The sequence below is a fragment of the Gynuella sunshinyii YC6258 genome (assembly GCF_000940805.1).
Taxonomy (GTDB): Bacteria; Pseudomonadota; Gammaproteobacteria; order Pseudomonadales; family Natronospirillaceae; genus Gynuella; species Gynuella sunshinyii.
Window position 1 is genome coordinate 218,654 of sequence record NZ_CP007142.1, and the last position, 25,805, is coordinate 244,458.

A 25,805-nucleotide genomic window follows, 5' to 3' on the forward strand; every position below is an offset into this window, starting at 1 on the left:
TATTAAGCGTGAATGGGGCTTTTTATTTGCAATTCATCACAGCCAATCACCTGAAGTATCTGAAGCATAAATATTGCGCCAAAAGTTCCTCGACCAATTTTGTTGCTAAGGTTTTGAGGTGTTTCATGAACGCCTATTTTTTCAAGCCGATCAGCTATCTCAATATAATTCAAATTTCGTCTGGCAATTTCCGACTTGATTAAGCCTCTAGCATAGTCTTTCCAGTCATTTTTGTGAATTACAACGATAAACTGGACTGAACAACGATATTCTGTACTGAGGGCTGCATATGGCAACCAGAATTCCTGCAATCAGGGAATTCTCCAAGATGACAGATACTGGCGGGTGGTCTGGTATGGAGCTGTACAGAGAAACCCTGGTATCCCTTCGGAATCATGCTTTCAGGCGGTGGGAGAAAAAATTTGCGAGCTAATCAGTACAGAATATCATTGTGATTAAGCAGGGATGGTAAATCAATCGTGCATAAATTACAGGTGTCTGTTCAGGCTAGATAATCTTTCTTGTGATGATGTCTTGATTGTATCGCAAATGAGATACAACATAGGGTCATGTCAAACGTTTGGAGAATCAATCATGGCTCGTACTTCAATGCTGCACGTTCGTGTGGACGATGAGTTGAAGACTGATGCAGCAGAAAAGCTGGCCAGCTTTGGTCTGACAGTATCCGATGCTGTTCGCATTCTGCTGACACGGATCACCAAAGAGGGAGGATTGCCCGTGGGACTGACGGTTGATCCGGAGGCGCATGACGCCTGGTTCCGCAGTAAAGTGGAAGAGGCCCTGATGGACGCAAAAAATACGGTACCACATCAGCAGGTCCTGGATGAGGTGCAGGCATTGATCGACAGGAAGCGCAAGCGTGCCTGATCTGGAATGGCTGGCGAGACTTCCTGTCCATTGTGGACTACATCTCTGATGACAATCCAGATGCTGCGCAGCGAATAAAGGACGATATCGAAGCGAAAACAGCAAAAATTGTGTACCAATGCCGTTTCTGCAAACCGGAAAAATGAACGACGTTATCGACATGGGCCGAGATACGAAATGCTTGTAACATAAGCTTGTTTTGTTAGACTGCCAAACAGGCATTGGTGTATGCCTGCAGCCCACCCGTTGTGGCGAACATCCCAAGTGATGACACCTGAAATGAATGCTATATGTATTTTAAACGTCTTGTACGATGTTTTGTGGGCTAAGCACGTAACCTCAATGGATGTTTAACGATGCGTATACCTACACTATATTTTCCTTCTGGCCTATCGGTGCGTCGTGCAAAGCGTATGGCCAAACAACTGGCACAAACCGAATTCATACCTTTATCTAAGGCTTTAGATGTTATTGCCCATCAAGAAGTCAGGCTTCCCTGGCATAAGGCCCAATCGCTGCTGGTTGATCAGTCTCCCTCAAAAAAATGGATGAGCCGTTCAGATATCAAGGCAATCTTGAATGCATTTCCGCATTTAAACTATTGGGGGCCAGACAAAAAGTGGCATGAATTCCGTTCTGGGCAAATAACTCGGGATGAAATGGAACAGGACTTCCATGAGAATAGAGCACGCCTCCTACAGGCTACTGATGAATGCAATCGGGCATGTTTATATTTGGAGTTCATGCACTCCAGAAAGACAATAAACTGGACAAGATCTAGTTATTCTCTCAAACACAGTGTCGAAAATGTCATTCGATATGTGGATTCAAGCATAAATCCATATGTCGCAAATGGCTGTTTTATATGTGCCGCTATCTTTAAAGGCTTTGAGGTTGAACAGCATGCCACTGAAGAATTAAAAGCATTTTTAAACTTCAGTTCAAGATCACCCATTATTCAACTGGACCGATCATTTACTATAAGACCCAAATCTATAAAAGAGCGAGAGCAAGTGGAGGCTATCAGTAAACAGGTCCAATCGGTCTTCGAGCAAATGGTGAGTTGATAGCAGCTGCTCTTCTTATCTTATTGTTGAGCAGGTTCTCCGTTATGTGTACCCAGCATCGCTGGGTCGCTGTTTGAGGTGAGATGAGGGTATTTTTTGGCCAACGCTTTCCAGTAAGTGTTTGAATCATTTTCCGTTATCTATCCAGTTTATCAATTTTTACAACGATCTTTTCACCACCGCCAATATGGTCTTTTAAATCACCATAAATCTCAGCACCTGAACGTAAATCCTTGACCATTTAATCAGTAAATTTAAATACATCCTTTTACACTACTGCTCATGATTTTCTGTAAATCCATCATTTAGAGGTACCATGCCAATGAACAACAATGAGCATCTGCCAGTTATTCGTTGTGACGAGTGCGGACGGAAGATGTGCAAAACGCACCGAAAATGTAATGGTCACCGATACTGCTCAACTTGCTATTTACGGGAATTTAAGAAAAGGCCATGTCCCAAGTGCGGTAGGCAAGCCAGATTACTCAAGCGCGAACCAAATACGGTCTGCAGACGTTGCGAAACTGATTTACCCTGTATTCGATGTGGAAAGAAACAATACCCATTAGGCAAGATAACTCCATATGGACCAGCATGCGCATCCTGTTCCCTATATTTCAGATCACAGGAATCTTGTGAAGTCTGTGGTACATTGTCTTCCAAACTCACACGGCTATCTCGCTTCGCCGACGGGTTGCGAAGATGTCCGAAATGTGCGCGGGCTGACTTTCGTACTTGCCCTGGGTGTCAGAAGTTTCGCCTGTTGCAACCATCGCAAGATGGAACTCTTTGTCGATACTGTATACGTGGAAGAAATATTTGCGGTACCTGTGGTCAGTCTATACCCGGTGGAAAAGGCATCCGATGCGACACTTGTTATTGGCTCGATGTAGCCAATAAAAAAATAAAAATGAACCGTAATGCTTTCAGTAATCCCTTAATGGCTAGTCATTTTGTTAATTTCGGTCATTGGCTCATGACTTATTCGGGCGCAAAAACGACAGCTCTTTGCATACAACGATATATCCCATTTTTTATTGAAGTTGAGAAAAAATGGGGAGAAATACCCTCCTATGAAGCATTAGTCTCATATTTTCATCCTGAGAGGTTACGGAGAGTACGGCGTATTATGATGTGGATGGAAAAGACAGGTTTGCTTCATGTGATTCCACAGGCTAGAGAATATGCCGCAGACTCAATTCGTATTACGAACCTCCTTTCAAAATATTCTCCTCATACTACTTTCGGCAGATTGTTGGCAGAGTATGGATCTGAACTTCAAAAGCGGTTATCCGCTGGCAAAACCACTATCCGGTCCATTCGGTTGGCATTGACTCCAGCTGTTGCATTAGTCAATCTCACAGAGAAATTCAAAACTACTTACCCGACACAAGCTATCTTAGACCAATACCTACTTGAATCACCTGGTCAGAAAGCTGCTATTACTGGGTTTATTAACTTCTTAAATAATAAATACTCGCTTCATTTGATACCGAAAGTTGACAAGGCAAAGGTTAGAAAAAAAAGAAAAACACAGTTGGAGAAAAAATTAATCCAGTTAACTCATGAAAAGTCTGATCCTGATTTTCTGGCCAAATGGATTCCTATAGCTCTGGAGTATTTTCATAATTTCAAAACTACCAAACAAACTAGAAGCACTATCATGAATTCCGAGTTTACTAGAGATGGTGATGGGATAATGCTCGTCTTAAGTCAGCAGGAATATTTCATACCTTTACCGTAAGCCATTACAATATCAACATACTCCTTCATCAGAACAAATCTTTATCAACAATCTTGCCTTGAACACGATCACTCATAAAATCGCTTCTTCCCTCATTCGCTTTTTCTCGGACAAGAAAAAAGCTATCCCAGTCAATGGGCTTCTTAGACAAAATGACATCGCCTATCTTCAAATCTCGTCGAATACAAACTTCATCACCTTCAAATTGATATTCTCCCGGCAGTATGACAAATTGGTCTTTCCCCCTTTTTAATACTTTCGCCACTTTCCACGCCATAGGAACACTCTCTAACAATAAGTTACAGGCAAATGATCATTTCTTGGATAGCAATCCCATCAACAACGCGCCCAATGTCGCTCCAGTCAAAAAACCTCCCACTCCACTTTTGGAACTCTCTTTCTGGCTCTGCGTACTATTTTTCCTTACTGGGTGTACTATCCTAACGCCATTGGCCCGAAGATGGGCGACGGTCTGGCATATTCGATTGCTGATTTCTTCATCACTGACACTAAGTGCACCAGCAGCTTGATACATTTGGTCGACAGAAAATACAGAAATACCACCTTCCAAACGACTATAACTTGCCTGGGACAATCCCATTCGTGCAGCCATATCACTTTGCTCAATCCCATGGTCTATCCGAAGATTTCTAAGCACTACACCCAGTACTGCGGAATAGGATGTCTGTTCTACACTCATATAGCTTCCATATTAGGCTCAGTCATTTTTACTCATACTGATTAACACACTTCTATAAACGCCGGCAGGGAGAAGGCGTGTTGGAAATACCCTGCAATAACTATCTTGATGCCGAAAATGATTTGCTCTGGCCACAGCCATAACTCTGTACCCCATCACAGAATTGCCCACCTTTGCTTCATATTCATAAACAGGTATCCAGTGCTTAGTCATTTGTTCGATTCTTTAGCTTTCTATTTTTTTATACCGAATTAGGTCTGCTTTGGCCTGAAGCCTCCTTTCCATCATGATCGGTAGTATATCTCTCAATACTTGGATTTAGGTTTTATCAAGCATAGAGAAAAGGCCTTGCTTCTCCCATTTCAGACACCAGAGGAATGCTGTCAGCTACACATTGGCCCTATGTGCTCTGGATTCCAGCCAAGTATTAAAAAACGCATATTACAAAGCATTGACTTTGAATACAATTACGTTTAGCGTATATACGTTAAACGTATTATAATAGGAACAATGAATATGCATCCAAAAATCAGGCCTGGCTACTTGCTGTATCGCCGCAAAGGGATCATTGAGCATGTCGGTGTCTATCTGGGAGGAGGCCAAGTCGTTCATAACTCTCCTAACAACGATGTCGAAATCGTAAATATCCAAACCTACGCTGAAGGCCACACTATTAGGGTTGTAAGCATGGAATTCGATGATATCGAGCAATTACGCCACCGCTTGCATCAAATCCTCAACGCAAACCGCAAATATAGAGCAACCCATCGAAACTGCGAGCACATTGCAAGCTATTTGCTATGGGGCCGCTCTTCCAGCCCTCAAATACAAGCATTCATAGCAGGTGCCTTGATCGCTGGTTTTGCAGCCTGGAAAGCCGGAAATAAAAACTGGTTAGGATATGCTGTTGCAGGCGGCATGATTGGTTGCATGATCTACAATCATGTCAGAAATTACGACTATAGGATGAGCATGCAAACGCCATATTAGTACTGAACCGATACTACTCTTTCCGTATACATGTTACACATTAATGGGCGGTGGAAAATTGGTTTCTCGAGTAAAAATAACTACCTTTATTTTATGTCTATCAAATAAGTGCTTTTGGTTCAGAAACTAAGAAAACCCAGATTCCTGTCATCTCTCTGATGATGTTGAGCAAGCGCACTTCGGTAGATCAGGGCTGAAAATGCTGTCATACAATCCATCCAATGAAGGACAACTCTATCTCTTTAATGAATCATCCAGAGAGTCTGCCAAAGCAGATTTATACGACGATATACCCCGATTCATTTCTGAATCTGGAGACATGCTTTTAATGCAGGATTTTTATTCTGCAATTTATAGTGAAACACCAGCTCACAGTGATGATATCCACGACATGATCATTGAAAATTCTGACCTTGAGGTGATTACAGATTCTGGTAGTACTCGTCGATCAGCAAATGCAATTAAGAGCACGGACTTCATCAAACTTAAGCCTCAACGACAAATGTTTTTTATGTATGAAAAACCCACTAAGAAATAATATGCAAAAACTTCTTCTGACAGGCTGTTTAATTTCTGCCACAACGTTTGCTTTTGCAGAGCATGCAAACTCATTTAGCGAAGCAAAGAAGATTGCCTCATCCATCTACGCCGATGAGCACCAAACATTTTACTGCGGTTGCGACTTTAAGGATAACACTATACTCCCAAGTAATTGTGGTTATCAGCCACGCAAACAGCCGGAACGAGGAGCAAGATTGGAATGGGAGCATGTGGTTCCAGCGTGGGAATTTGGACATCAACGGCAATGCTGGCAAAACGGTGGTCGAGCACGATGTACGAGCACTGACCATTATTTCAATATCATGGAGTCAGACCTACACAATTTGGTGCCTGCCGTAGGAGAACTCAATGGTGATCGATCCAATTTCCGTTACGGTATCATTCAAGGAGAACCAAGGGCATATGGCCAGTGCAACTTTGAAGTTGACTTTAAAAGTCATCGAGCTGAGCCACCTGAGGATCGGCAGGGAGACGTTGCCCGAATCTATTTTTATATGCGTGACCGATATGGTCTCAAGATCAGTCGACAGCAAACACAATTATTTGATGCCTGGTCTAAACTGGATCCAGTAGATGAGGATGAAAAGCAGCTAAATACTCGTATCTTGAACATACAAGGAAATTCAAACTGCTATGTAAGCACTGACTGCACTGTTGAGAAGATATCAGAGGAAGAACAGACCTTAACTTCTTCCTCTGATGAAAATCAGTGTCAACCCGAAATACATACCTGTTCACAGATGAAGTCGTGTGCGCAAGCAAAGTATGTAAACGATCCACAAACCCCAGTCTGCCAACCACCTGAGACATCCGTAATACTACCAGCCTCACAACACATCAGAGGCACTCATGACGCCATCACTCACACCCAGACAACAACACTGGTCAGATCTGATCCATCAATGGTCGATTAGTGGGCAATCCATGGCGGCATTCTGTCGCCAGCAAGACATCAACCCCGATCTGTTTTATGCCTGGAAACACACGCTTAAAAAGAAACAGGGCTTGCACGCTCAGCCGTCTATCACAGAACATACTCTGGCGCAGGACGCTTTTTTGCCTGTGTTCATCAAACCTGATCCCGTGTCGGATGTCGAGGGGATTACTCTGTCCATGGGTCAGATACAGTTGCACTATCACGCCCAGACCGACGACCAACTGTTTCTACGCTGCCTGCGACTGATCCAGGAGGTCTTATGATCCGTCCCGGTAATAGTTCTCTTCAGGTTTATCTGTATATGCGCAAGCAGATCGATGGCCTGAGCGCCCTGGTGGAACAGAGTATGACCGTCTCACCGTTCAGTAAAAGCCTGTTTGTGTTCGTCAACAAACGCAAAGATAAATTGAAAATCCTCTATTGGGAGAAAAACGGTTTTGTCATCTGGCATAAACGCCTGGAAGATAATCGCTTTTGCTGGCCCAAAGCCGGTGAGCCGGCTCAGGTGTCGGTTAAGGAACTGAATATGTTGCTGGACGGGTATGATATTTTCCGCTTCAAACCGCATGCACCGTTGAAATCGGTGTCGGGTATGATCGCTCGTTAACCGTGATTTAACGCTGGTCGGATGCGGACAGTAACGATACACTTCGTATCATGACATTGACCGATTCCGACACATCAGCACTCATAGATCTGTTACAACAACAGCATGATCTGATTGAACAACAGAACGAACGGATTGCCGTGTTGGAACGGCAATTACGTTTACTGTTGCGGCAAAAATATCAGCCCTCTTCTGAACAGTTGTCCGAGGATCAGTTGGCGTTATTTGAACCGGAGTGTGTGCCAGACGTTCAGACCGAGACGCTGACACCGGAAGACGACGATACGATCACTGCGACACGCCAGAAACGACGTGGCAAACGGACCCGCTGTGATGACACTCTGGCGCGCCATCGCATTGAGTATGAACTGCCGGAATCCGAACGCCTCTGTGGTTGTGGCGAAACGCTGGTCAAAATCGGCGAAACCGTGACCGAGCAATACGAGTTCATTCCGGCGCAGTATATTGTCATAGAACAGGTACAACACCGCTACGGCTGCTGTGCCTGTCATGCATCCTCAGCGTTAAAAACCGCCCCCAAGTCTCTTCAGATCCTGCCTAAAACCAATGCGGCGGCAGGACTTATGTACAGGATGTACGGTATGCCGGCGTTGCAGGACGCATAAACGCCGGCGGCACAGATTGCCACCGCCAAATATGTCGATGGCACCCCATTGCACCGGCAGCAGGCCCAGCATGACCGGGGCGGTATTCATCTGCCCTGCAACACCATGGCCCGTTGACTGATACACCTGGGGGATGAGGCTCAACCTCTGCTCAACCTGTTCGAAGTGTAGGATCGAAATAAAGTTGGTAATTCAATCGACGTGGATGCCACGGGCTATCGATTCCTTTTTGACAATCGAAAAAATAATGTTGGTAACTCTGGCGGGCCCGCTCGGAACAAAGCCACCAATAATCTATAGTTTACGATCATAGTTACTATCTTTATTTGTCAATTACCGACTTTATTTCGATGCGACACGAAGAGTGAGCACGGTTTCCTGGACATCGACAACAATGCCAATGAACGCGCCATCAGACCCTTTGCCACCGGCCGTAAGAACTGGATGTTTGCCGATACCCCACGGGGTGCGCAGACCAGTGCCCGTTTTTACAGCCTTATTGAAACGTGCAAGCTTCATGGCCATGAGCCGTATGCGTACCTGAAATATCTTTTTAGAGCCCTGCCCAAAGCGACCTGTGTGGAAGACTACGAAGCCTTACTGCCCTGGCACCTGGATGTGAGTACAGTACGGGAGAAGGTGAGAGAAATATAGGCTGGGGTTTATGGATCGCTTACGTTCACTATGGTAACGATTTGCTAATGGGTCAATAATTTTTGCTTGTTTTGTATGTTTTAGCCATATATTAAGCATATAGAATTGATATAACAAACAAGCTCTGAGGGGTAATGTTTTGATTTTTATGATCTTTTTTCCTGCCGCTTATACCCTTTTAACCCTCAGTGTCGGGTCTGCGGCGTGGAATCAAGGTGTCTTCTTTTGAGGAAATGTATGGCTAATGTAACGACAATCGCCTTTAGTGATGAGTCCGCGAAACTACTGACCTTTCTGCGAGAAACCTATGGTGTGTCCACCAATAAGGTGGTGATAGAAAAAGCTCTTAAAATATCCGCAATTTTAGCGGATGAGGCTGAAGGTAATACAGTGGTGATTCAAGGTCGTCATGGTCGAACGAGACTGATTTTAGATAAGTAAATTCATAACTTAAAAAAGCGTTTCATTGATATGGACTGATCATCAGAGGTCAGTCTTAGGTTAGGTTTTGCAGTCGATTAATGACTAATAACGCACAGAAATGGGTGATTAAAAATGTTGAGATTTATTGGTGGTGTACTGTTCAATATTGTGGACTTTGTTATCGAAAACCCCGGAAAGACATTGGTCGCGGTAGGTGCCACTGTTGCGACTGGTGGCTTTGCAATGGTTGCTGCTCCAGTCATTGCTGCTACTGCAGGAGGAGTTGGATTACTTGGGGCAGCCAGTACAGGAACAGCAATCAGTAGTTTGTCTGGCGTGGCGCTAACGAATGCCTCTTTAGCTGCGATAGGAGGCGGAGCTTTGGCTACTGGCGGCGGCGGGATGGCAGCCGGTACTGCTGTCATAACTGGTGTTGGATCAGCCGTAGGAGCCGTAGCTTCTGCTACAGCAATCACAGCAACCAGTTATGGCCACGACAAAGAGCCAGACAATGAAATCTAATTAGAGGCGTTAAAAACCGCTCCCGAAGGAGCGGAAAAACGTTAGTTTTTTGGGTTACGTTTATTCTCGCCACCCTTGTTGCCAATGTTGATGTCGCCGATTGAGACTTTAATGCCTCCAGCGACACTTACAATTAGGACAACAATAAAGATTGCCAATGGATCAACCATAATTGGTCTCCCTTTATTGGTGTCGAGTCCCGCCATCACAACCTGGTGACTGATTTTGGGCAACGGGTTCTGGTTAAAGATACCCGACACGACGATTGGTCAATGATCCATACTTAAAACCAGATTCGGGTACCACCCCGCCAGCATGGGCCTTAACAGAGAGAGTAATCATACCCTTCAGATTACTCTGAACCCTTTTAAATCATACGGGGTCATGTCGGTATTTATAACCAGCTATGAGTATAGCAGAGATTTTTTATTCAAAATATTATAAGAACAATGCTTTTCTATGCGAAAAGGAATAATAGCTTTGCTATACTTCCGCTATCTGGTTAAAGATACCCGACCGTAGCACCACGACTCACCACCGTGTGCTACCAAAACTACCGCCTTCAGGGCGGTTTTTTTGTGCTTTAAAAAATCCTCACCTCTCTGACAATGGCCTTCTCAACTAATTAGTGCCCATCCATAAACACATAACTCCTTGATATTATTGACAAATATTTCTGACAGGCATAAAAAATCCTTTTGGTATTTGATAGCGTTTAATCACCACAAAAAAACACAACCAAACCAAAAGGATTCCACATGCGAGAAGCTCGTCATGCTCAGCTGAGTTTAACTGAATCATTCTCTGAACACGAGACCGGGCAGCAGCTCAAACATCTCTCCAGGGTGCTTGATCAACATCCAGAGTTAGTCGATTGGGTACATGCGGACCTCACTCAACATCATCCACAGGCAACCGGCAGTAAAGGGTTAACGTCGGAGAGTGTGCTTCGATGCCTGCTCATCAAACAGCTGTTCCAATTCAGTTATGAGCAGATGGCGTTCCATTTGTCCGATTCTGCCACTTATCGTGCCTTTGCCCGCTTGCCCATGGGAGTTTTTCCCAGTCGTTCGAGCTTGCAAAGCAGTATCCGTACAATTCAACCCATGACGCTGCAGACACTTAATACCAAACTGATTAGACACTGGCTGAACGAGGGCATTGTCAATATTGAACACTTGCGTATCGACAGTACCGTGATCAAGAGTCATATTGCTTCGCCCAGTGATAGTCAGTTATTGGATGATGGTATTCGTGTGCTCAGCCGACTACTGGCAAAAAGCAAAGACGACACCGGCATCCGGTTTCGGTTTACCGATCAGCGTAAGGCGTCAAAATCCTTGGCGTTTCGCATCTTCAATGCCAAGCAGGCCGAGAAAGATCATCTGTATCCTCAGCTGTTGCGTATTGCAGAGCGAGTGTTGAAACAAGTTGATCGAGCCTTGAACCGAATCACCTCGGCACCCCAGTGGCGTGAGCGCCTCATTCACTCTCGTGATCTGCTGGTGCGCGTGATTCATCAAACCACGCGGCGTGTGATTGATCAGCAACAGGTTCCTGCATCCGAAAAGATCGTGAGTCTTTTCGAAGCGCATACCGACATCATTATCAAAGGTTTTCGAGATGTACAGTTTGGCCACAAAGTGAATTTATCATCGGATGCGTCAGGTTTTTTAACCTACTGCTGCATTGAGGAAGGCAATACCAGTGATAAGGAACTTTTCTTACCAGTATTGAGAGCGCATCAGAGCGATTATCAACGTCTGCCCAAGCGAACCATTGCGGATGGCGGCTATGCGAGCCAGGCGAATGTGCTCGAGGGCCGTCAACTGGGTGTTCAAGCGGTTGCCTTCCAAAAACCCGTGGGGTTAACGTTGAGCCAGATGGGATTAACACAAAAAACGCTCACAAAGTTGGCCAACTTTAGAGCAGAGATTGAGGGTAATATCTCGGAACTCAAGCGTCGATTTGGTTGTTCGATGGCTCGGTGGAAAGGCAAAGAAGGCTTCCAGGCATTTGTCTGGTCATCGATACTGACCTACAACTTAATCCGGTTCGTGCGTTTGCAGCAATGACATGCCCCCAGGTCGACATAGAGCGATGATGCATCGACAGGATGTATCGTTGGCATGCCTGAGAATCGACAAGATTTAAGTGTCTGGTCTAAAATTTAAACAATCAGCGGTGTAAGGAGAGATGAAGCAATAGGGCTACCTGTTATCGAACCCTATTGCATCATAAAAAAATCAAAAACCTCGGTTTATGGATGGGCACTAATTAGGGGCTGAAAGCTTTCACTGCAAAATGGCCAAAATTGAAAAATCCAGTGAGCCAATTGGAGCCTGTTCTCATCCACCCAAAGGGATCTACAATCAACCACTCCATTGGTGCTGTTACTGGATCACTCTGGCATTTGATGTGTTCAGTCGGATGGTCACCGACTTTTATGTGTCCTTTGATCCCCCCAGTGCGTTATTGACCGGACTCTGTCTGGCACAATCCATCCTGCCCAAGGAAAAATATCTGGCCCGCTTCAACGTCAAAGGAGAATGGCCGGTCTGGGGACATGCCGGCAGTGGTGCATGTCGACAATGCCAAGGAATTCCGGGGCAACATGCTGCAACGCGCCTGTGATGAATATGGTATCGACCTTGTCTGGCGGCCGGTTGGCCGACCTAATTTTGGCGCGCATATCGACCGCGCTCTGGGTACCCTGGCCAAGGAGATTCACACCTTGACCGGTACTAAATTCGTGTACTTTCGTAAAGTGATATGCTCTGTCAACCTTGTATAACCCATTCAGCCTTTTTAGTTATCACACATACTAATAACACTTTCGCATAGTGAGTTCTTTAGCTTTATCTTGTTAGCACAATACCCATCTTTTCGAGTGCATTTCCCAATGTGCCTTCACAGGAAATTGTATCCCTGCTAGATGGATTATGCTTAAAGGATGCAGCCTTGCCAGGACAATATTTCGTGAGTTTTTGCACAACTCCTCTTACCTTACGGACTTCAGACTGGATAAATCGAATCCATTTATCACGCTGATCATCATCAATATTATCATTCAATATAAATACAAGTCCTCTGTAGGTTTCTTTATCAACAAATTCTCCTTTCTTATTTTTCTTTCTAGTCAGACGACGCTGTATTTCAACGATATAAATATGCTTTCCTAAGCAGTTAATACGAGCTACAAGTATGCCTCTAATATCTTTTTGAGTCTTGGGATCCATATAAGGCCAACTTCGAGTAGTCTTATCAACATCATCTTTTGAGGCAAACGCTTCCAATGCAATCAAGTGTGGCTCTTCATCCTTTTGAAAGCCTTCAGAAAAGGAGAACCATTCGACAGACGTAATTGTTTCCGGTAATTTTTTTGAAAGATAAAGCATGGCATTCCACATATCCCGGAGAGTGCCATGAGATTCCATGACTGGGCGAGAATGAATTGATGCTCTATCAATGCCCTTTTTATCTCCATGGGGTTCTCCTGCTGAAACCGTAGTCGTGTCAGATGACTCAACAGATGGGCCCCCTGTATCTTGCGCTTGTTGATCCATACGAGTATGAACAATCCGCGGTTCACCTAATACCTCAAATTCAGGGTCTTCAACATCTACAGTTGCACTACCATGGTCAGGTTCTTGATATGCAGTTAAGTCTAATATTTCTGCAGAAGGCCATACTTGTCGATTTGGAGCACCATGCCAAGCATTGCCAGGAGCATCGGGACCGGCTGGTGTTTCAGCGTTATTGCGATTCACCCTATCGCGGATAATGGGGACTCCACCAGGATCACTACTGCCCACAATTTGAAGACCTAAGAAAGATTTTCCACTATTAAAGCTTATGCCTCTAACTTTAATAAGTGCTGGCCCACGAAACCAAGGACCTATGCGAATAAACGAAGGCTTTTTAAAGTAAGGATCAAATGAAGACTCCAACCTGGAGTAGATTTCCTTAGCTGCAAACTTTGTGTAGCCATCATATTTAGCATGTGCCGCAAATATAGCATCACCATTTCGAAGGTCCCTTGACAGTTTGATTTTCCATTTACCTTGCTCTTCCTTCTCATCAATTGGACAGAATATTCTATCCTCACATCCACCGGTCCCTTCCCAAGGATAGGTCATTAAAATACGTCTTAATTCTCCAGAATAGCCGTAACAGCGAGTAAAAAACTCCAGGCAGGGTATAACAAGCGTTCCATCATCAGGCAAAAAGAACTGAATCAGCCAGTTTCTATCCCTGTCGTATTCAAGTGGATATATTTCATTTGGGAATGGAGAAGTTCTTTCTTCTTCATAGGCTTGATTGAATGACGTGAACTTCCACCCACCCTGAAGGAAATCCACCTGAAATCTCTCTGTCTCAAATTCGTGAACCCCATGGCACATGCCCCCAGACCATATACTTCCATGTCTGACTTGGCCAAGAGCAGTTATTGGTACTCTACGATATGTAAGCTGGTCTGATAAATCGCCTGACTTGCCAAGCTCTCGAAAAGCGACCAGCGCTAAAGGTTGTGATTGCGCTTTTTGATTCTTATATAGCCCACAATACCACCATGCGACCATATTGCCATTTAGATCAGCAAGTGAATCAACAAGTCTTGGGCTGGGATTGGTGCGTAGAATTCTTCCAGGGAGCTGTATTGGCATTGAAACCTCAAATAGACCGGTTGCCGTCAATACTGCAATAGGGACGACTACTTCATGAGTAATAAAAAATGCCAGTCTATCGCATTTATTATTATATTGTCGCATCTATTGTTATATTTCACAGCCTCCTCCCACCAACGCAACTCCGGAAGCCGTATGATGAGGGGCCCGGAATGGTCGCAGACGATAGTGATGTTGATGCTGGCCGGAGATCGAATAGACGGCGGCCACTTCAAGCATTTCCTGATCGGACATGGTCGGCATAATGCCCGGCAAGCGACTGGCCAATAACGTTTTACCGGTACCGGGAGGACCGTAAAACAGCAAATTGTGACGCCCGGCAGCGGCCACCTCCAGCGCCCGTTTGGCTGCCTGCTGGCCTTTGACATCACTGATATCCATCAGATCAGCATCGGGCAGTGCACTCGATGTCTGCTGTTTTTCGTACAAACTCAAACGTTGCTGACCTGACAAATGAGCACAGACATCCAACAGGTGGCCGGCGCCATACACTTGCGCCTGATCTGGCAGGCAGGCTTCTTCGGTATTTTGCAGCGGTACCACTAAGATGCGTTGACATTCTATTGCCGCCATAGAGGCTGGTAATGCCCCCTGCACCGGCCTCAATTCACCGGTCAGCGCCAGTTCGCCCAACACTTCACAGCTTTCCAGATCCTTACCCGGTACCTGTCCGGACGCCACCAGAATACCCAGTGCTATTGCCAGATCAAAGCGACCGCCTTCTTTGGGCAGATCTGCCGGCGCCAGATTCACAGTAATTCTTCGCTGCGGGAATTCAAAATGAGCATTCAGAATAGCGGAACGCACCCGATCACGGCTTTCCTTCACTGCCGTTTCCGGCAATCCAACCATGGTCAGGCCTGGCAGACCGTTGGACAGATGAACTTCCACGGTTACTAATGGTGCTTCGATGCCAACTTTGGCGCGGGTATGGACAACGGCAAGACTCACTGCTCACTCCTTTGATCGTTGATTTGATGCTCTTCCTGGACTGCCAAGATTTCATAAATATCATGGCAGTTGCAAGTCTCTATTTTGTAAACCGTATACGAATCCTCAAGAATTGGGTAGTTTGAGCATTAAGCATTTTTTCCAGCTACGACTGATAAATTTTATTCAGGATCTCATATGAAACCGGTGGTGTATAAATTCGCAATTCCCCTGACCGTCATCCTGTTGGGTGTATTGACCGTATTCTGGTTGAATCAGACAGCCAGCTCCGCTATGCGGGTTCCTTCTTCTAATGCAACTGTAGTTGTCACGCCAGAACTGACAGATGCACAGAAAGCGAAGCTTGAAAAAATGACACCCGATGAACAAAAAGCCTTCCTCGCAAAACTACAGCAGCAGAATAGCGAAAGCAGTCAAACCACACGCAGCAGTGGCAGTGGCTTCAGTGGTCGTGGCGGTCGCTTTGGTGCCACCACCTCGGCAACTGTGGAAACCATGACAATATGGCCGGACAGCTGGTCTGCCCAGGTCATCCTGTTTGGCAAGACGTTCTCCTATCAACAGCGCAATATCCTGTCCAGATTATCAAGCGAAGTGACTCAGCTGGAGGTCAATGCCGGACAGCGGGTAAAAACCGGGCAATTACTGCTGAAACTGGATGATGAAGACCTGCAGCGCAGCCTAAAACAGGCGCAAAACCAGTTATCCAGTATCGATGCCCAGATTCGGCTGCAAAAGCTGCAGGCCGAAGCAGATCGAAAAAGCCTGCTGATCGAGGAAAAACTGCTGGCCATACAGGAAGCAACGGTCAAGCGTTATGAAAATCTGAATAACCTGCAGCTATCAAGCTCCAACGATTATGAAGCCACTCTGATGGCATATCAGAACCAGCTCAAATCAGTGCAGTCCCAGCAACTTGCAGTGGCTCGTCAGGCAGATGAAATGGCACAGCTGATCACGCAGAAAAATGAACAGCAGCTGGCGGTTGAGGACCTTCAGTCACAACTCAAAGATGCCACCATCGAAGCACCATTTGACGGTGTCATTGCCTCAATCGCCGTGATCCTTGGCGATGAAGTCAGCCAGGGTGACCAATTGATTACGATCTACGATGACAGCCTACTGGGCCTGGAAACCAAAATTCCGGTCAATCAACTCAGAGGACTAAGCAATGCAGATCAGCAGATCTATGCGTTCACGGAACTGGCCGGACAGCCACACAATCTCCAACTGAGCGATCTGGATTCACTGGCCAGTGGCGGTGCAGTGGTCGCCAAATTCCGTTTCATAACCCCGGTGACCATCACCCTGGGTGAGCACCAGGCCATGACTGTGGTTCTGCCTCCCCAAAATAACGTCTTCGCCATTCCCGCCAGCAGTCTGTACGAAAACAAGCTGGTTTATAAGGTAGAGCAGCAACAGCTGGTGGATATCGCAGTGAACGTGACCGGCCAGACACTGATTGACGGAAACACCTGGTACATCTTTGACAGCCGCGAAATCAAAGCCGGAGATCAAATCCTGGTGACTCGTCTGCCAAATGCCAGCCGGGGACTGAAAGTCTCCATACCGGTCAAGGAGGCATCATGAGCCGCTGGATAGAACATCTCGGCCGACACCGGATAGCGGCCAATGGTTTGATGGTGCTGACGTTAATCATTGGTCTCTGGTCTTATCAGAACATCAACCGGCAGTTCTTTCCGGATTTTGAATTCAACGCCATCATTGTCACCACCACCTGGAGCGGTGCGAGCGCCGAAGACGTGCAGGAAGCCATTGCAATTCCGCTCGAGAATGCGGTACTGGCGGTTTCTGACATTGATTCTGTCAGAACCACCAGTTCAGAAGGCTATGTACGACTGTATATCCGGGTCAATGAAGATGTGGATCTGCGTGATGTGCAGACCCTGATTGAAGATGCGGTGACATCCGTATCGCTACCAGACGATGTGGATGAACCGTCGGTCCGCCGGGCCCAGCGCTTTGAGCCAATCGCCGACCTGCTGGTTTATGGTGACAAGCCCATCGAAGAGCTGATTGCCCGTGCGCGCACCTATGCCGATGAGCTGACCGCCCGCGGCATTGCTCAGATCGCGTTGACAGGCAGCCCGGATGAGCGTTTTGAGATTCTGGTCAATGCCGAAAATCTGCTGGATCTCGGCATGACTCTGGATCAGTTTGGCACTGCGGTGTCCAGTGATAACCAGAACCTGCCCGCCGGTATCGCCGGCAAAGCGGATGTTTCCACCCAGTTGCGCGCCCAGGGCCTGGCCCGCGATACCCGCCAGATCAGTCAGCTGCCGGTGTTGACAGACAGCAGCACCGGTGCGGTGATCAGAGTTGGCGATGTGGCCGAAGTGATCCGCAAGTTTACCGATGATTATCAATACATCACTTATGAAGGCTTACCGGCTGTCAAAATCAGTCTGCGTCGGAACCCAACCCAAGACACCATTGATACCGCGCAGATTTACCTGGACTGGCTCAAAGAACTGAATCTGCCCGATGACGCTGATATCAAAGTCCAGCCTTATAACGAACGCTGGCAGTTTTTGGAATCACGCATCGGTCTGATCCTGAAAAATGGTATCGCCGGAATGGTGCTGGTATTGATCATACTGTTTATCTTTCTGAACACCCGGATTGCCGTCTGGGTGGCTCTGGGTATTCCGGTATCCTTTATGGCGACGTTCATTTTTATGAACATGATGGGCATTACCATCAATGCGCTCAGTTTATTCGGGTTCATGATTGCGGTTGGCATCATTGTGGACGATGCCATCGTCGTCAGTGAGGATACCCAGGTACTTCAGGCGCGCGGGTTGTCCCCTATGGAGGCATCCATCAAATCAGCGATTCGCATGTGGCCGCCGGTCATGGCCTCCAGCCTGACAACGGTTGCGGCCTTCATGCCTTTATTGCTGCTGGAAGGCCGTCTGGGAGAATTGCTCATCGATATTCCCTATGTCGTTGTCTGTGCCATTACCGCATCATTGATAGAGTGCTTTCTGATTCTTCCGGGACATCTGGCCCACAATAAAAAGCTGCATAAGAAGCCCAGTCGTTTTCGCACGGCGGTCGATCGTAATTTTAACCGTTTTCGGGATGATTTTTTCCGTCCACTGGCCAGCTGTGCGGTCGAATATCGCTGGCTCACAGCAGCATTGGTCGTTGTTGCGTTCATGCTCAGCATTACCCTGGTGTCCAGTGGCCGTTTGAAAGTCAATCTGCCGCCCAATGTGGAAGGTACCGGCATGTCGGTATCGGTGGAATTCGCCGAGGGCACATCGCAGACCAGAATCAACGAGTTCCTGCAATACATGGTCGCACAGCTGAAATCTGTGGAGCAGGAAACCAATTACCACTTCATTAAAAGCCTGGTGCTCAACCATCGTGAAAGCAATGAAGCCGAAAATGCCTCCATTGAAGTTGAACTGATCAGCGACACCAAACGACCCTATACCAATCAGGAGCTGGTCGGCCACTGGCGCAAGAAAGTAGAGATCCCGGCCGGTGTCGAAAAAATCAGTTTTGGCCGTTCACGCTGGGGCCTCGACAATGCTGACCTGACCATTCGTCTGTCCAGCGACGACGTTGATGCACTCAAACAGGCTTCTCTGGAACTGCAGAAACTGTACCTGACGTATCAGGGTGTCAGCGATCCTGGCGATGACCTGCCGTTTGGTACCGAGCAATGGCGCTTTACCCTGACGCCGGCAGCACGCAGCCTGGGACTTAACCTGACCACCCTGGCCACACGTCTGCAAACCATGCTGAATGGCCGCGAAATCGGCTTCATCCAGGAAGATGGCGAACAACTGGACATTTATGTCCGATTACCGGAAAGCCAGGCCAATAGTCTGGCAATGCTGACTGCCTTACCAATCGCGCTCGACAATGGCGACTGGGTGCCCATAGGCTCTCTGCTGAACCTGGAAATTCGTCGCGGTGTTGAATCCCTGAACCGTGAAGATGGCAAGCTCTCAATTGATGTGACCGCCAGTGTGGATGCCAATATCGCCAACGCCAATCAAATCCTCGCTTCCGTGGAAGCTGATGTACTGCCGGAACTGATCTCCAAATATCAAGTGGATGCAACCATTGAAGGCAATCGCAATGACGAACAGGAAGTGCTGGATCAGATGAAGATCGGCGTACTGGTTGCCATGTTAATGATTTACGGCATTCTGGCGTGGGTGTTTGAAAGCTGGGTCTGGCCACTGGCGGTGGTTATTGCCATCCCGTTTGGTCTGACCGGTGCACTGTTCGGGCATTGGTTGCTGGATCTGAATGTCAGTCTGTTGAGTCTGTTTGGACTGTTCGGGTTGAGTGGCATTGTGGTCAATGACTCCATCGTCCTGATCAGTTTTTATCATCGCCTGAGAAATGAGGGTATGGCCGTCAAGGAGGCTGTCATCGAGGCAGCGGTACAGCGGTTGCGGGCGGTATTACTGACATCCATCACCACCATTGCGGGACTGACCCCCCTGTTGTTTGAAACATCGTTCGATGCCCAGTTCCTCATCCCGATGGCGGTCACCATCGTATTTGGACTACTGTTTGGCACCGTCCTGATCCTGTTACTGGTGCCGGGTATGCTGATGACGATCGAACAGATATCTGACTGGGTCAAACAGCATCATGGAAAATTAACGGGCAATACGAATGCACCGGAAAACCAGTCCGGGCGACCATAAGCAGCCCCTCATTAAACCCGGCAAGCCTTGGTATCGGGTTAATGGCGTGACCGCCTTGAGACATCCAGAATGTTTCGCACAACATCACCAGATGTCTCAGGTAAAAACTCAAATTTGCTTATCAAATTTGATAACCATGGAACAAAGCGAGTTATTTTGACTGTTAAATTTCCATATCTGCGATAGTCTGGAAAAAGGTGTTATCCACACCTTTTTCCCACTGAAAAGGAGGCTCAAATATGAGCAGTCGAATCGCAGTGCTGTACCTCATTCCCATATTTTTATTCACAACATTATTCACAAGCGCACAGGCAGACAATTCCACCCATAGTGGCGAGGGCACGTTCTATGGTTACAATGGAGGAGGCAATTGCAGTTATGTTGATCCGCCGAGCAATATTCTGACCGCAGCCATGAATGCAACCGACTATGACAACTCAGCAGCCTGTGGCGGAGTCATCGTGGTCACCAATGAAAACACCGGTCTCAGTGTCACCGTGAGAATTGACGACCAATGCCCGGAATGCGCTCCTGGAGATGTCGATCTGGATCAGGATGCCTTCGCTGAGATATCGGAACTGGCTGCCGGGCGCATTCCCATTCACTGGCACTATATCGCCAATCCCGTTGCCGGCAATATGAAGCTGTACTTCAAGGAAGGTTCAAGCCAGTGGTGGACAGCCGTACAAGTGCGCGACCATTTGTACCCCATCAAATCTCTGGGTTATCGAATCAGCGGATCAGGAGCCGACTACACCATCCTCCCCAGAAAGCCCTATAACTATTTTCTGGCTGAAAGCGGGTTTGGTACCGGTCCTTACGATTTCAGGATCACCGATTTTTGGGATCAAAGTGTCGAAGTTAAAGGCATCTCCTTCCAGCTGACCACCGAGATCGATACCGGCACACAATTTCCGGCCTATAACGGCGGGGGAAATGACGATGACGGAGACGATGATTCAACGGGTGACAATGGCTCTGGCGGTGACAATGGTGGTGATACCGGCGGCGAGCTACCGGCGCAAACAACACTCAACATCATCAGTTCCTGGGAAGGCGGTTACTGTGCCAACATAACCATAACCAATCCCAACGATGCACCACTGACCTGGACCATCGAACAGGACATTGGCGTTACCATCACCAATATATGGAATGCCGAGTGGTCACAGACCGGTACCGTCCTGACGGCATCGGGAACCTCCTGGAACGCAACACTTGCGGGCGGAGCCAGTACTGAGTTTGGTTTTTGTGGCAACGAATGATTTCTGATCAAAGAGAAATCTGTTGATAATAACCCGGCAAATTTTTATGCCGGGTTTATAGATCACAACCGGTCGGAAAATCTACTCCTGATCGACCGGTTGCGCTGTTTAGTCAAGACGGAACGGATATTTGGCAGATATCATTTAAAAGCCTGCTTTTTGAGGTGTCGGACCATCGATTTCATTACCGATGGCCTCCAATTCAGTGAGTTCGACCAGTACGAATCTTAAAGTCTTAGCGACTCTTATATGGCCGGTGACAGGTTTTACAACTGGATGCCACTTCGCGGTAGTAGGCTTTGGCTGATTCAAGCGTATCAGCATTGGCGGCAAGTCCGGCAGCTGCTTTCTGCAGATCATTTGCCTGATCGGAAAACTCGTCCCATTGCTCCCAGATCAAGGATTTGGCGTGGGAGTCTTTATCCGCACTGGCAGTGGGAAACAGGCTCAAGAGATAACTGCCACTGTGATCCTGCATCTGTTCTGCCCCGGCTTTCACTACAGAAGCATCGTACTCCGTCTGGCCACGGAACATTTTACCAATGGCTTTGAGGTAGTCTTCATAATCCTCCATCACATCCTGGCGCTGTTTGACCGGGTCATTCTCAGCGCCATGGGCAACAACAGCGGCCCCACAGATTAACAGCAGGGCGCAAAAAACGGTTGCTATAAACTTCATTACGTTCTCTCGTGTCAGCTTCTGTTATCGATCACTCGCCGATTATATTTAACACACCAGACTCGTCCGTCAGTTTACCGCTTTTTTTCACACCACCTCGTATCCGGCATCCTCGATAGCGGCTTTCAGTTGTTCGGTATCGGCATCTCCCTCTACCGTGGCAATACCTTTGGCCAAATCAAAGGAGGCTGCGGCAACGCCAGCGACCCCATTCAATGCCTTTTCAATTGCATCCACACAGTTCTGACAGCCGGCACCTTCAATTTTCATTTCAATCACATTTGACATGATTATTACCTCACAGTCGTATTAGTAATTCGTTGGTTTTTAGGAACTATCTGAATAAACACCGTTCAAATCCGGGATCCAGGGTTATTCACTTTTTTCTGGATTGTTGTTCAATGCTCAGCCACTTTTGATAGGTTGATTGATCCCAATGGCTTTGAAAACCTGCGATCACAGCCAGTATCTGCTCTTCAGTCAGCTTTTCTCCAAACGGAGGCATAATGCCTCCCATTGGTTGTCCCCCGCCTTCAATGACTTCTCCCAATGTTGCAAGCGGGTGGTGCCATGCATGGGCGCTTCCATTCAGTGGTGGAGGCGGAAAATTACCGTTACTGTCAGTGGTCTTCCAATTGGGAGTGGCCTGGGCATTTGCACCATGGCAGATGGCGCAATTGGCAGCGAACAGTTTTTTCCCAGACTCAACCTGCTGCTGGCTATACCAGCGACCGGTATCTGCCTGCTCTGTCAGCTCGGGCTGAAAGGAGCTTTGTTGCTGACAGGCGGTTAGCAGCAGTACCAGTGGAAATATCAAGTCAGTGTTTTTCATCAGCCAGTTTATCCAAAATAATGCAATCAGAGTCGTCATTGCCGGGACACTGAGTGATCAGGCCGGACAGGGTTTCTTTCATGGCCATCAGATTGGCAATCTGCTCATCGATCAGATGCATCCGGCTTTCAGCCAGTTCTTTGACATGTCGGCTGGTACGATGAGGGTCCCGAAACAGTTGCAACAGCCCACGACACTCATCCAGACTGAATCCAAGTTGTCGTGCCCGGTTAATAAACCGCAGCTGTTTGACATCTCTTTCCTGATAATCACGATAACCATTTTGCTGACGTTCGCTATTGAACAACCCGATCGACTCATAGTATCGAATGGTTTTAGCCGGCAAACCTGACTGCCTGGCTGCTTCGCTGATTTTCATGACTGTACCTCCGGTTTTGTCTTTGCACGCCAACGCAGCAACATTAACGAACTGGTCACGACAGAAACGCTGGAAAATGCCATAGCGGCTCCGGCAATAACCGGACTCAGCAGACCAAAGGCCGCCAATGGAATGCCAACAACGTTGTAAAAAAATGCCCAGAACAGATTCTGGCTGATTTTCCGGCGGGTCAAGCGGGCAATGTCCATCGCCACCAGTATCAGCGTCAGGTCCGAGCGCATCAGAACGATTCCAGCACTGTCTTTGGCGATGTCCGTGCCACTGCCCATGGCGATACTGGCATCGGCGGCAGCCAGTGCCGGCGCATCATTAATACCATCACCCACCATGACAACGGGGCCATGTTTTTGCCGCAGTTTGCTGACCATTTCGTGTTTGTGATCGGGCTGCAAGCCACCAGCCACTTCATCCAATCCCAATGCCGCAGCTGCTTTTTCCGCTGCCTGGCGATGATCTCCCGACAGCATCCAGGTCGTTATCCCTGCCCGCTTCAACTGTGCAATCACTTGCCTGGCATCTTCACGGGGCTCGTCTTCCAACTCAAAGCATGCTGTCAGTCGGTTATCCATAACCACCCATACCTGAGTGGCTTCCTGATCAACAGACAGTTTATGCGCCTCATCAATACCGATGCCATTGGCTTCAAGTAATGCTTCATTCCCCAGCAGAAACTGTTTTCCAGCGTACTCAGCCACCACACCTTTTCCAGCGACATTGGTCACTTTTTCAGGAGCCGGACCAGTCGAACAGTCAGTCAGAGATTCCACCATGGCCCGTGCCAGGGGATGCTGGCTTTGCTGTTGAATCGATTTGACCTGACCTCGCCAGTCAGCAGGCGATTCCGCAAACTCATGGATTTTCACAACCTTGGGCTCGCCTTCGGTTAAGGTTCCGGTTTTATCAAATACGAAGGTTTTGGCAGATACCAGTTGCTGCAACTGATCCAGGTTACGCACCAGGACGCCATGGCGCGCGGCCACTCCTGTGGCGGCAATAATGGCGGTCGGTATCGCCAGTCCCAATGCGCAGGGGCAGGCAATCACGAGCACCGAAACGGCTGCAATCAAGGCACTGCCGAAGTCGTTTAACCACCACTGCAACACAAACGCCAGCAATGCCACCAACATGACGGCCGGCACAAAATAGTAGGCCACAACGTCCACCTGTTTCTGCACTTCAGGCTTGTTCATCTGGGCACTTTCCACCAGCTGAATAATCTGGCGGATTCGAAACTGCTGCGGGTCGGTGGTCATCCTGACCCGTAAAGATCCGGTTTCGTTGCGGGTACCGGCCATGACGGTATCATCACTGCGTTTGAAAACCGCCCGGCTTTCACCCGTCAGCATCGCTTCGTTGAGGTCTGACTCACCACTGATGATGACACCATCGGCGGGTACATTGGCACCGGGCTGTATTTGAATTTCATCGCCGATATGGAGATCGGCTACCGCCATCTCCACCAGCTCACCATCACGCCAGACACTGGCCCTGACTGGCTGCAGATCCATGAGCGCCCGGATCGCATCTCCGGTACGGTTTTTGGCACGATGCTCCAACAGTTTGCCGAGTACCACCAGGGTTATGACAACGGCGGATGCCTCAAAGTAAAGATGACTGCTGGAGGTGAACAACCAGAGATAGAGGCTGTAGAAATAAGCCGCCGATGTTCCCAGCACCACCAGCGTATCCATATTGGCACTGGCGTGTTTGAGATTAGCCCAGGCACCACGGTAAAAGCGCGCGCCTACCCAGAACTGAATCGGTGTGGCGAGCAGCCACTGCACAGCATGAGGAACACCGACCGGGATACCCAACCAATCAAAGATCATGGCAAGCACCAGCGGCAACGACAGCACTGCACCGACCCAAAAATGCAGCAGCGGACGATTGGCTTGCGGGGCTGTCGCTGTTTCAACCGGCGCATCCTTAACTGGATAGTTCAATGCCGCCAGGCGCTGGCGAATGGTTTGATCACTGGTCAGCGCCGCCACATACTCAATTTGCAGCTGTGATTTCACCAGATTGACCTGGGCACGCTGGACACCGGGTAATTTGCCCAGCTGTTTTTCGATTTTGTTCACACAGGCCGCACAGTGAACGTTTTCGAGTTCATACATTTCTGTGCTGACGGGTACATCAAAACCCGCATCCTGCACCCATTCGCGTAACTGTGCACCGCTGGCCGTTGAGGTCAGTTCGATGTCCAGAGATTCCAACGCCAGATTAACCTTGGCCTGGTGCACTTCAGGGTGCTTGCTGAGTACTTTCTCCAGACGATTGACACAGCTGGCGCAACTGAGCCCGCTGATGGGTACGATCCAATGATTCATACTGTCGGTAGTCATGGTGGCCTCCGGTTTTTGCAACTGAAAGGCATTGTAGACCTTCCATCAACTGGAAGGTCAACACAGAAAAAACAACGACAGAACAGGACGGATGAAGACCGGTGTTCAGCCGGTCAATGTTGAGTACGTGCTTGTGGGCGCTAACCTGGTCTTGCTGTAAAAAACCAGCACACCCTGGCAGGTTATTTATGTTCCAGTCAGGTTGCGAATACTGCGTTAAAATTCGACA

At 47.7% G+C, this 25,805-nt stretch carries 29 protein-coding genes and 1 pseudogene; 19 read left to right on the forward strand and 11 right to left on the reverse strand.

Annotated elements, in window-relative coordinates; all coding sequences use genetic code 11:
• Positions 1-2 precede the first annotated feature (2 nt).
• A complete protein-coding gene (locus YC6258_RS01045) occupies positions 3-311 on the reverse strand; it encodes a DUF6471 domain-containing protein (protein ID WP_211264605.1) in 309 nt (102 codons plus the stop codon).
• Between the two features lie 283 nt (positions 312-594).
• Between YC6258_RS01045 and YC6258_RS01050 the strand changes: the two genes are divergently transcribed.
• The 4 genes from YC6258_RS01050 to YC6258_RS26875 all read left to right on the forward strand — a co-directional run bounded on the left by YC6258_RS01050 (position 595) and on the right by YC6258_RS26875 (position 3,699).
• Complete coding sequence (locus YC6258_RS01050; RefSeq protein ID WP_245627000.1) at positions 595-888, forward strand: type II toxin-antitoxin system RelB/DinJ family antitoxin; 294 nt, start codon at positions 595-597, stop codon at positions 886-888.
• A gap of 356 nt (positions 889-1,244) precedes the next feature.
• Positions 1,245-1,955, forward strand: coding sequence for a P-loop NTPase family protein (locus YC6258_RS26865; protein ID WP_052829975.1), 711 nt, complete (start codon positions 1,245-1,247; stop codon positions 1,953-1,955).
• 635 nt (positions 1,956-2,590) lie between these two features.
• Complete coding sequence (locus YC6258_RS29380) at positions 2,591-2,848, forward strand: hypothetical protein (RefSeq protein WP_144407519.1); 258 nt, start codon at positions 2,591-2,593, stop codon at positions 2,846-2,848.
• A 47-nt stretch (positions 2,849-2,895) separates the two neighbouring features.
• The gene (locus YC6258_RS26875; protein ID WP_144407520.1) at positions 2,896-3,699 is read left to right on the forward strand and encodes a hypothetical protein; all 804 of its coding nucleotides are present in this window, start codon (positions 2,896-2,898) and stop codon (positions 3,697-3,699) included.
• Between the two features lie 28 nt (positions 3,700-3,727).
• On the opposite strand, the gene YC6258_RS01065 is transcribed toward YC6258_RS26875, so the two are convergent.
• Positions 3,728-3,976 (reverse strand): antitoxin, encoded by a 249-nt coding sequence (locus YC6258_RS01065; protein WP_044615404.1) that lies wholly within the window; start codon positions 3,974-3,976, stop codon positions 3,728-3,730.
• Between the two features lie 36 nt (positions 3,977-4,012).
• Positions 4,013-4,399, reverse strand: coding sequence for a helix-turn-helix domain-containing protein (locus tag YC6258_RS01070; protein ID WP_044615405.1), 387 nt, complete (start codon positions 4,397-4,399; stop codon positions 4,013-4,015).
• A gap of 516 nt (positions 4,400-4,915) precedes the next feature.
• On the opposite strand from YC6258_RS01070, the gene YC6258_RS01075 reads away from it, so the two are divergent.
• The 10 genes and pseudogenes from YC6258_RS01075 (at position 4,916) to YC6258_RS29395 (ending at position 9,719) form a co-directional block, all read left to right on the forward strand.
• Entirely contained in the window at positions 4,916-5,389 is a 474-nt protein-coding gene (locus YC6258_RS01075; protein ID WP_044615406.1) for an NlpC/P60 family protein, read from the forward strand.
• A 199-nt stretch (positions 5,390-5,588) separates the two neighbouring features.
• Complete coding sequence (locus YC6258_RS01080) at positions 5,589-5,927, forward strand: hypothetical protein (protein WP_052829978.1); 339 nt, start codon at positions 5,589-5,591, stop codon at positions 5,925-5,927.
• 1 nt (position 5,928) lies between these two features.
• Positions 5,929-6,864, forward strand: a complete 936-nt coding sequence (locus YC6258_RS01085) for an endonuclease (protein WP_144407521.1) — start codon at positions 5,929-5,931, stop codon at positions 6,862-6,864.
• Complete coding sequence (gene tnpA, locus YC6258_RS01090; RefSeq protein WP_144407522.1) at positions 6,800-7,150, forward strand: IS66 family insertion sequence element accessory protein TnpA; 351 nt, start codon at positions 6,800-6,802, stop codon at positions 7,148-7,150. The genes YC6258_RS01085 and tnpA overlap by 65 nt, the downstream gene beginning before the upstream one ends.
• Complete coding sequence (gene tnpB, locus YC6258_RS01095) at positions 7,147-7,494, forward strand: IS66 family insertion sequence element accessory protein TnpB (RefSeq protein WP_082070505.1); 348 nt, start codon at positions 7,147-7,149, stop codon at positions 7,492-7,494. Before tnpA ends, tnpB begins: the two co-directional genes overlap by 4 nt.
• Positions 7,495-7,544: 50 nt before the next feature.
• Positions 7,545-8,120: an IS66 family transposase zinc-finger binding domain-containing protein gene (locus YC6258_RS01100; RefSeq protein ID WP_044615408.1), complete on the forward strand. Its 576-nt coding sequence runs from the start codon at positions 7,545-7,547 to the stop codon at positions 8,118-8,120.
• Between the two features lie 15 nt (positions 8,121-8,135).
• A complete protein-coding gene (locus tag YC6258_RS31280) occupies positions 8,136-8,237 on the forward strand; it encodes a hypothetical protein (RefSeq protein WP_144407763.1) in 102 nt (33 codons plus the stop codon).
• A gap of 249 nt (positions 8,238-8,486) precedes the next feature.
• Positions 8,487-8,774 (forward strand): annotated as a pseudogene (locus YC6258_RS29390) (transposase domain-containing protein); the annotation flags it as partial.
• Between the two features lie 237 nt (positions 8,775-9,011).
• Positions 9,012-9,215 (forward strand): hypothetical protein, encoded by a 204-nt coding sequence (locus YC6258_RS01110; RefSeq protein WP_044615410.1) that lies wholly within the window; start codon positions 9,012-9,014, stop codon positions 9,213-9,215.
• 114 nt (positions 9,216-9,329) lie between these two features.
• Positions 9,330-9,719: a hypothetical protein gene (locus tag YC6258_RS29395; RefSeq protein ID WP_052829979.1), complete on the forward strand. Its 390-nt coding sequence runs from the start codon at positions 9,330-9,332 to the stop codon at positions 9,717-9,719.
• Between the two features lie 41 nt (positions 9,720-9,760).
• Here the strand turns inward: YC6258_RS29395 and YC6258_RS31120 are convergent, their stop codons facing one another.
• Positions 9,761-9,889: a hypothetical protein gene (locus tag YC6258_RS31120; protein WP_281176310.1), complete on the reverse strand. Its 129-nt coding sequence runs from the start codon at positions 9,887-9,889 to the stop codon at positions 9,761-9,763.
• Between the two features lie 588 nt (positions 9,890-10,477).
• On the opposite strand from YC6258_RS31120, the gene YC6258_RS01125 reads away from it, so the two are divergent.
• Together YC6258_RS01125 and YC6258_RS01130 are read left to right on the forward strand one after the other, a co-directional pair.
• On the forward strand, positions 10,478-11,794 hold the full coding sequence (locus YC6258_RS01125) for an ISNCY-like element ISGys1 family transposase (protein WP_044615412.1): 1,317 nt from the start codon (positions 10,478-10,480) through the stop codon (positions 11,792-11,794).
• A 229-nt stretch (positions 11,795-12,023) separates the two neighbouring features.
• Positions 12,024-12,353 carry a hypothetical protein gene (locus YC6258_RS01130; protein WP_044615413.1) on the forward strand — a complete coding sequence of 110 codons (330 nt, stop codon included), beginning with the start codon at positions 12,024-12,026 and terminating at the stop codon, positions 12,351-12,353.
• 224 nt (positions 12,354-12,577) lie between these two features.
• Here YC6258_RS01130 and YC6258_RS01140 read toward each other — a convergent pair whose 3' ends face one another.
• On the reverse strand, positions 12,578-14,491 hold the full coding sequence (locus YC6258_RS01140; RefSeq protein ID WP_044615415.1) for a hypothetical protein: 1,914 nt from the start codon (positions 14,489-14,491) through the stop codon (positions 12,578-12,580).
• Between the two features lie 6 nt (positions 14,492-14,497).
• Positions 14,498-15,358 (reverse strand): YifB family Mg chelatase-like AAA ATPase, encoded by an 861-nt coding sequence (locus YC6258_RS01145; protein WP_052829980.1) that lies wholly within the window; start codon positions 15,356-15,358, stop codon positions 14,498-14,500.
• A gap of 177 nt (positions 15,359-15,535) precedes the next feature.
• On the opposite strand from YC6258_RS01145, the gene YC6258_RS01150 reads away from it, so the two are divergent.
• The 3 genes from YC6258_RS01150 (at position 15,536) to YC6258_RS01160 (ending at position 21,320) form a co-directional block, all read left to right on the forward strand.
• Positions 15,536-16,948 carry an efflux RND transporter periplasmic adaptor subunit gene (locus YC6258_RS01150; RefSeq protein ID WP_044615416.1) on the forward strand — a complete coding sequence of 471 codons (1,413 nt, stop codon included), beginning with the start codon at positions 15,536-15,538 and terminating at the stop codon, positions 16,946-16,948.
• Positions 16,945-20,055, forward strand: coding sequence for an efflux RND transporter permease subunit (locus YC6258_RS01155; protein ID WP_044615417.1), 3,111 nt, complete (start codon positions 16,945-16,947; stop codon positions 20,053-20,055). The genes YC6258_RS01150 and YC6258_RS01155 overlap by 4 nt, the downstream gene beginning before the upstream one ends.
• Before the next feature lie 239 nt (positions 20,056-20,294).
• Entirely contained in the window at positions 20,295-21,320 is a 1,026-nt protein-coding gene (locus tag YC6258_RS01160; RefSeq protein ID WP_052829981.1) for an expansin EXLX1 family cellulose-binding protein, read from the forward strand.
• 235 nt (positions 21,321-21,555) lie between these two features.
• Here the strand turns inward: YC6258_RS01160 and YC6258_RS01165 are convergent, their stop codons facing one another.
• The 5 genes from YC6258_RS01165 to YC6258_RS01185 form a co-directional block, all read right to left on the reverse strand.
• Positions 21,556-21,999 carry a c-type cytochrome gene (locus YC6258_RS01165; protein WP_052829982.1) on the reverse strand — a complete coding sequence of 148 codons (444 nt, stop codon included), beginning with the start codon at positions 21,997-21,999 and terminating at the stop codon, positions 21,556-21,558.
• An 87-nt stretch (positions 22,000-22,086) separates the two neighbouring features.
• Complete coding sequence (locus tag YC6258_RS01170; protein ID WP_044615418.1) at positions 22,087-22,287, reverse strand: heavy-metal-associated domain-containing protein; 201 nt, start codon at positions 22,285-22,287, stop codon at positions 22,087-22,089.
• A gap of 88 nt (positions 22,288-22,375) precedes the next feature.
• A complete protein-coding gene (locus YC6258_RS01175; RefSeq protein WP_044615419.1) occupies positions 22,376-22,831 on the reverse strand; it encodes a cytochrome c in 456 nt (151 codons plus the stop codon).
• Positions 22,818-23,210 carry a Cu(I)-responsive transcriptional regulator gene (gene cueR / locus YC6258_RS01180; protein ID WP_044615420.1) on the reverse strand — a complete coding sequence of 131 codons (393 nt, stop codon included), beginning with the start codon at positions 23,208-23,210 and terminating at the stop codon, positions 22,818-22,820. The genes YC6258_RS01175 and cueR overlap by 14 nt, the downstream gene beginning before the upstream one ends.
• A complete protein-coding gene (locus YC6258_RS01185; protein ID WP_044615421.1) occupies positions 23,207-25,576 on the reverse strand; it encodes a heavy metal translocating P-type ATPase in 2,370 nt (789 codons plus the stop codon). Before YC6258_RS01185 ends, cueR begins: the two co-directional genes overlap by 4 nt.
• Between the last annotated feature and the right edge of the window lie 229 nt (positions 25,577-25,805).

Excerpts from the sequence above, each read along its gene's own strand:
- YC6258_RS01050 (WP_245627000.1), top strand. The coding sequence starts at position 595 with ATGGCTCGTACTTCAATGCTGCACGTTCGTGTGGACGATGAGTTGAAG.
- YC6258_RS26865 (WP_052829975.1), top strand. The coding sequence starts at position 1,245 with ATGCGTATACCTACACTATATTTTCCTTCTGGCCTATCGGTGCGTCGT.
- YC6258_RS26875 (WP_144407520.1), top strand. The coding sequence starts at position 2,896 with ATGGCTAGTCATTTTGTTAATTTCGGTCATTGGCTCATGACTTATTCG.
- YC6258_RS01065 (WP_044615404.1), bottom strand. The coding sequence starts at position 3,976 with ATGGCGTGGAAAGTGGCGAAAGTATTAAAAAGGGGGAAAGACCAATTT.
- YC6258_RS01070 (WP_044615405.1), bottom strand. The coding sequence starts at position 4,399 with ATGAGTGTAGAACAGACATCCTATTCCGCAGTACTGGGTGTAGTGCTT.
- YC6258_RS01075 (WP_044615406.1), top strand. The coding sequence starts at position 4,916 with ATGCATCCAAAAATCAGGCCTGGCTACTTGCTGTATCGCCGCAAAGGG.
- YC6258_RS01080 (WP_052829978.1), top strand. The coding sequence starts at position 5,589 with ATGCTGTCATACAATCCATCCAATGAAGGACAACTCTATCTCTTTAAT.
- YC6258_RS01085 (WP_144407521.1), top strand. The coding sequence starts at position 5,929 with ATGCAAAAACTTCTTCTGACAGGCTGTTTAATTTCTGCCACAACGTTT.
- tnpA (WP_144407522.1), top strand. The coding sequence starts at position 6,800 with ATGACGCCATCACTCACACCCAGACAACAACACTGGTCAGATCTGATC.
- tnpB (WP_082070505.1), top strand. The coding sequence starts at position 7,147 with ATGATCCGTCCCGGTAATAGTTCTCTTCAGGTTTATCTGTATATGCGC.
- YC6258_RS01100 (WP_044615408.1), top strand. The coding sequence starts at position 7,545 with ATGACATTGACCGATTCCGACACATCAGCACTCATAGATCTGTTACAA.
- YC6258_RS01110 (WP_044615410.1), top strand. The coding sequence starts at position 9,012 with ATGGCTAATGTAACGACAATCGCCTTTAGTGATGAGTCCGCGAAACTA.
- YC6258_RS29395 (WP_052829979.1), top strand. The coding sequence starts at position 9,330 with ATGTTGAGATTTATTGGTGGTGTACTGTTCAATATTGTGGACTTTGTT.
- YC6258_RS31120 (WP_281176310.1), bottom strand. The coding sequence starts at position 9,889 with ATGGTTGATCCATTGGCAATCTTTATTGTTGTCCTAATTGTAAGTGTC.
- YC6258_RS01125 (WP_044615412.1), top strand. The coding sequence starts at position 10,478 with ATGCGAGAAGCTCGTCATGCTCAGCTGAGTTTAACTGAATCATTCTCT.
- YC6258_RS01130 (WP_044615413.1), top strand. The coding sequence starts at position 12,024 with ATGGCCAAAATTGAAAAATCCAGTGAGCCAATTGGAGCCTGTTCTCAT.
- YC6258_RS01140 (WP_044615415.1), bottom strand. The coding sequence starts at position 14,491 with ATGCGACAATATAATAATAAATGCGATAGACTGGCATTTTTTATTACT.
- YC6258_RS01150 (WP_044615416.1), top strand. The coding sequence starts at position 15,536 with ATGAAACCGGTGGTGTATAAATTCGCAATTCCCCTGACCGTCATCCTG.
- YC6258_RS01155 (WP_044615417.1), top strand. The coding sequence starts at position 16,945 with ATGAGCCGCTGGATAGAACATCTCGGCCGACACCGGATAGCGGCCAAT.
- YC6258_RS01160 (WP_052829981.1), top strand. The coding sequence starts at position 20,295 with ATGAGCAGTCGAATCGCAGTGCTGTACCTCATTCCCATATTTTTATTC.
- YC6258_RS01165 (WP_052829982.1), bottom strand. The coding sequence starts at position 21,999 with ATGAAGTTTATAGCAACCGTTTTTTGCGCCCTGCTGTTAATCTGTGGG.
- YC6258_RS01170 (WP_044615418.1), bottom strand. The coding sequence starts at position 22,287 with ATGTCAAATGTGATTGAAATGAAAATTGAAGGTGCCGGCTGTCAGAAC.
- YC6258_RS01175 (WP_044615419.1), bottom strand. The coding sequence starts at position 22,831 with ATGAAAAACACTGACTTGATATTTCCACTGGTACTGCTGCTAACCGCC.
- cueR (WP_044615420.1), bottom strand. The coding sequence starts at position 23,210 with ATGAAAATCAGCGAAGCAGCCAGGCAGTCAGGTTTGCCGGCTAAAACC.
- YC6258_RS01185 (WP_044615421.1), bottom strand. The coding sequence starts at position 25,576 with ATGACTACCGACAGTATGAATCATTGGATCGTACCCATCAGCGGGCTC.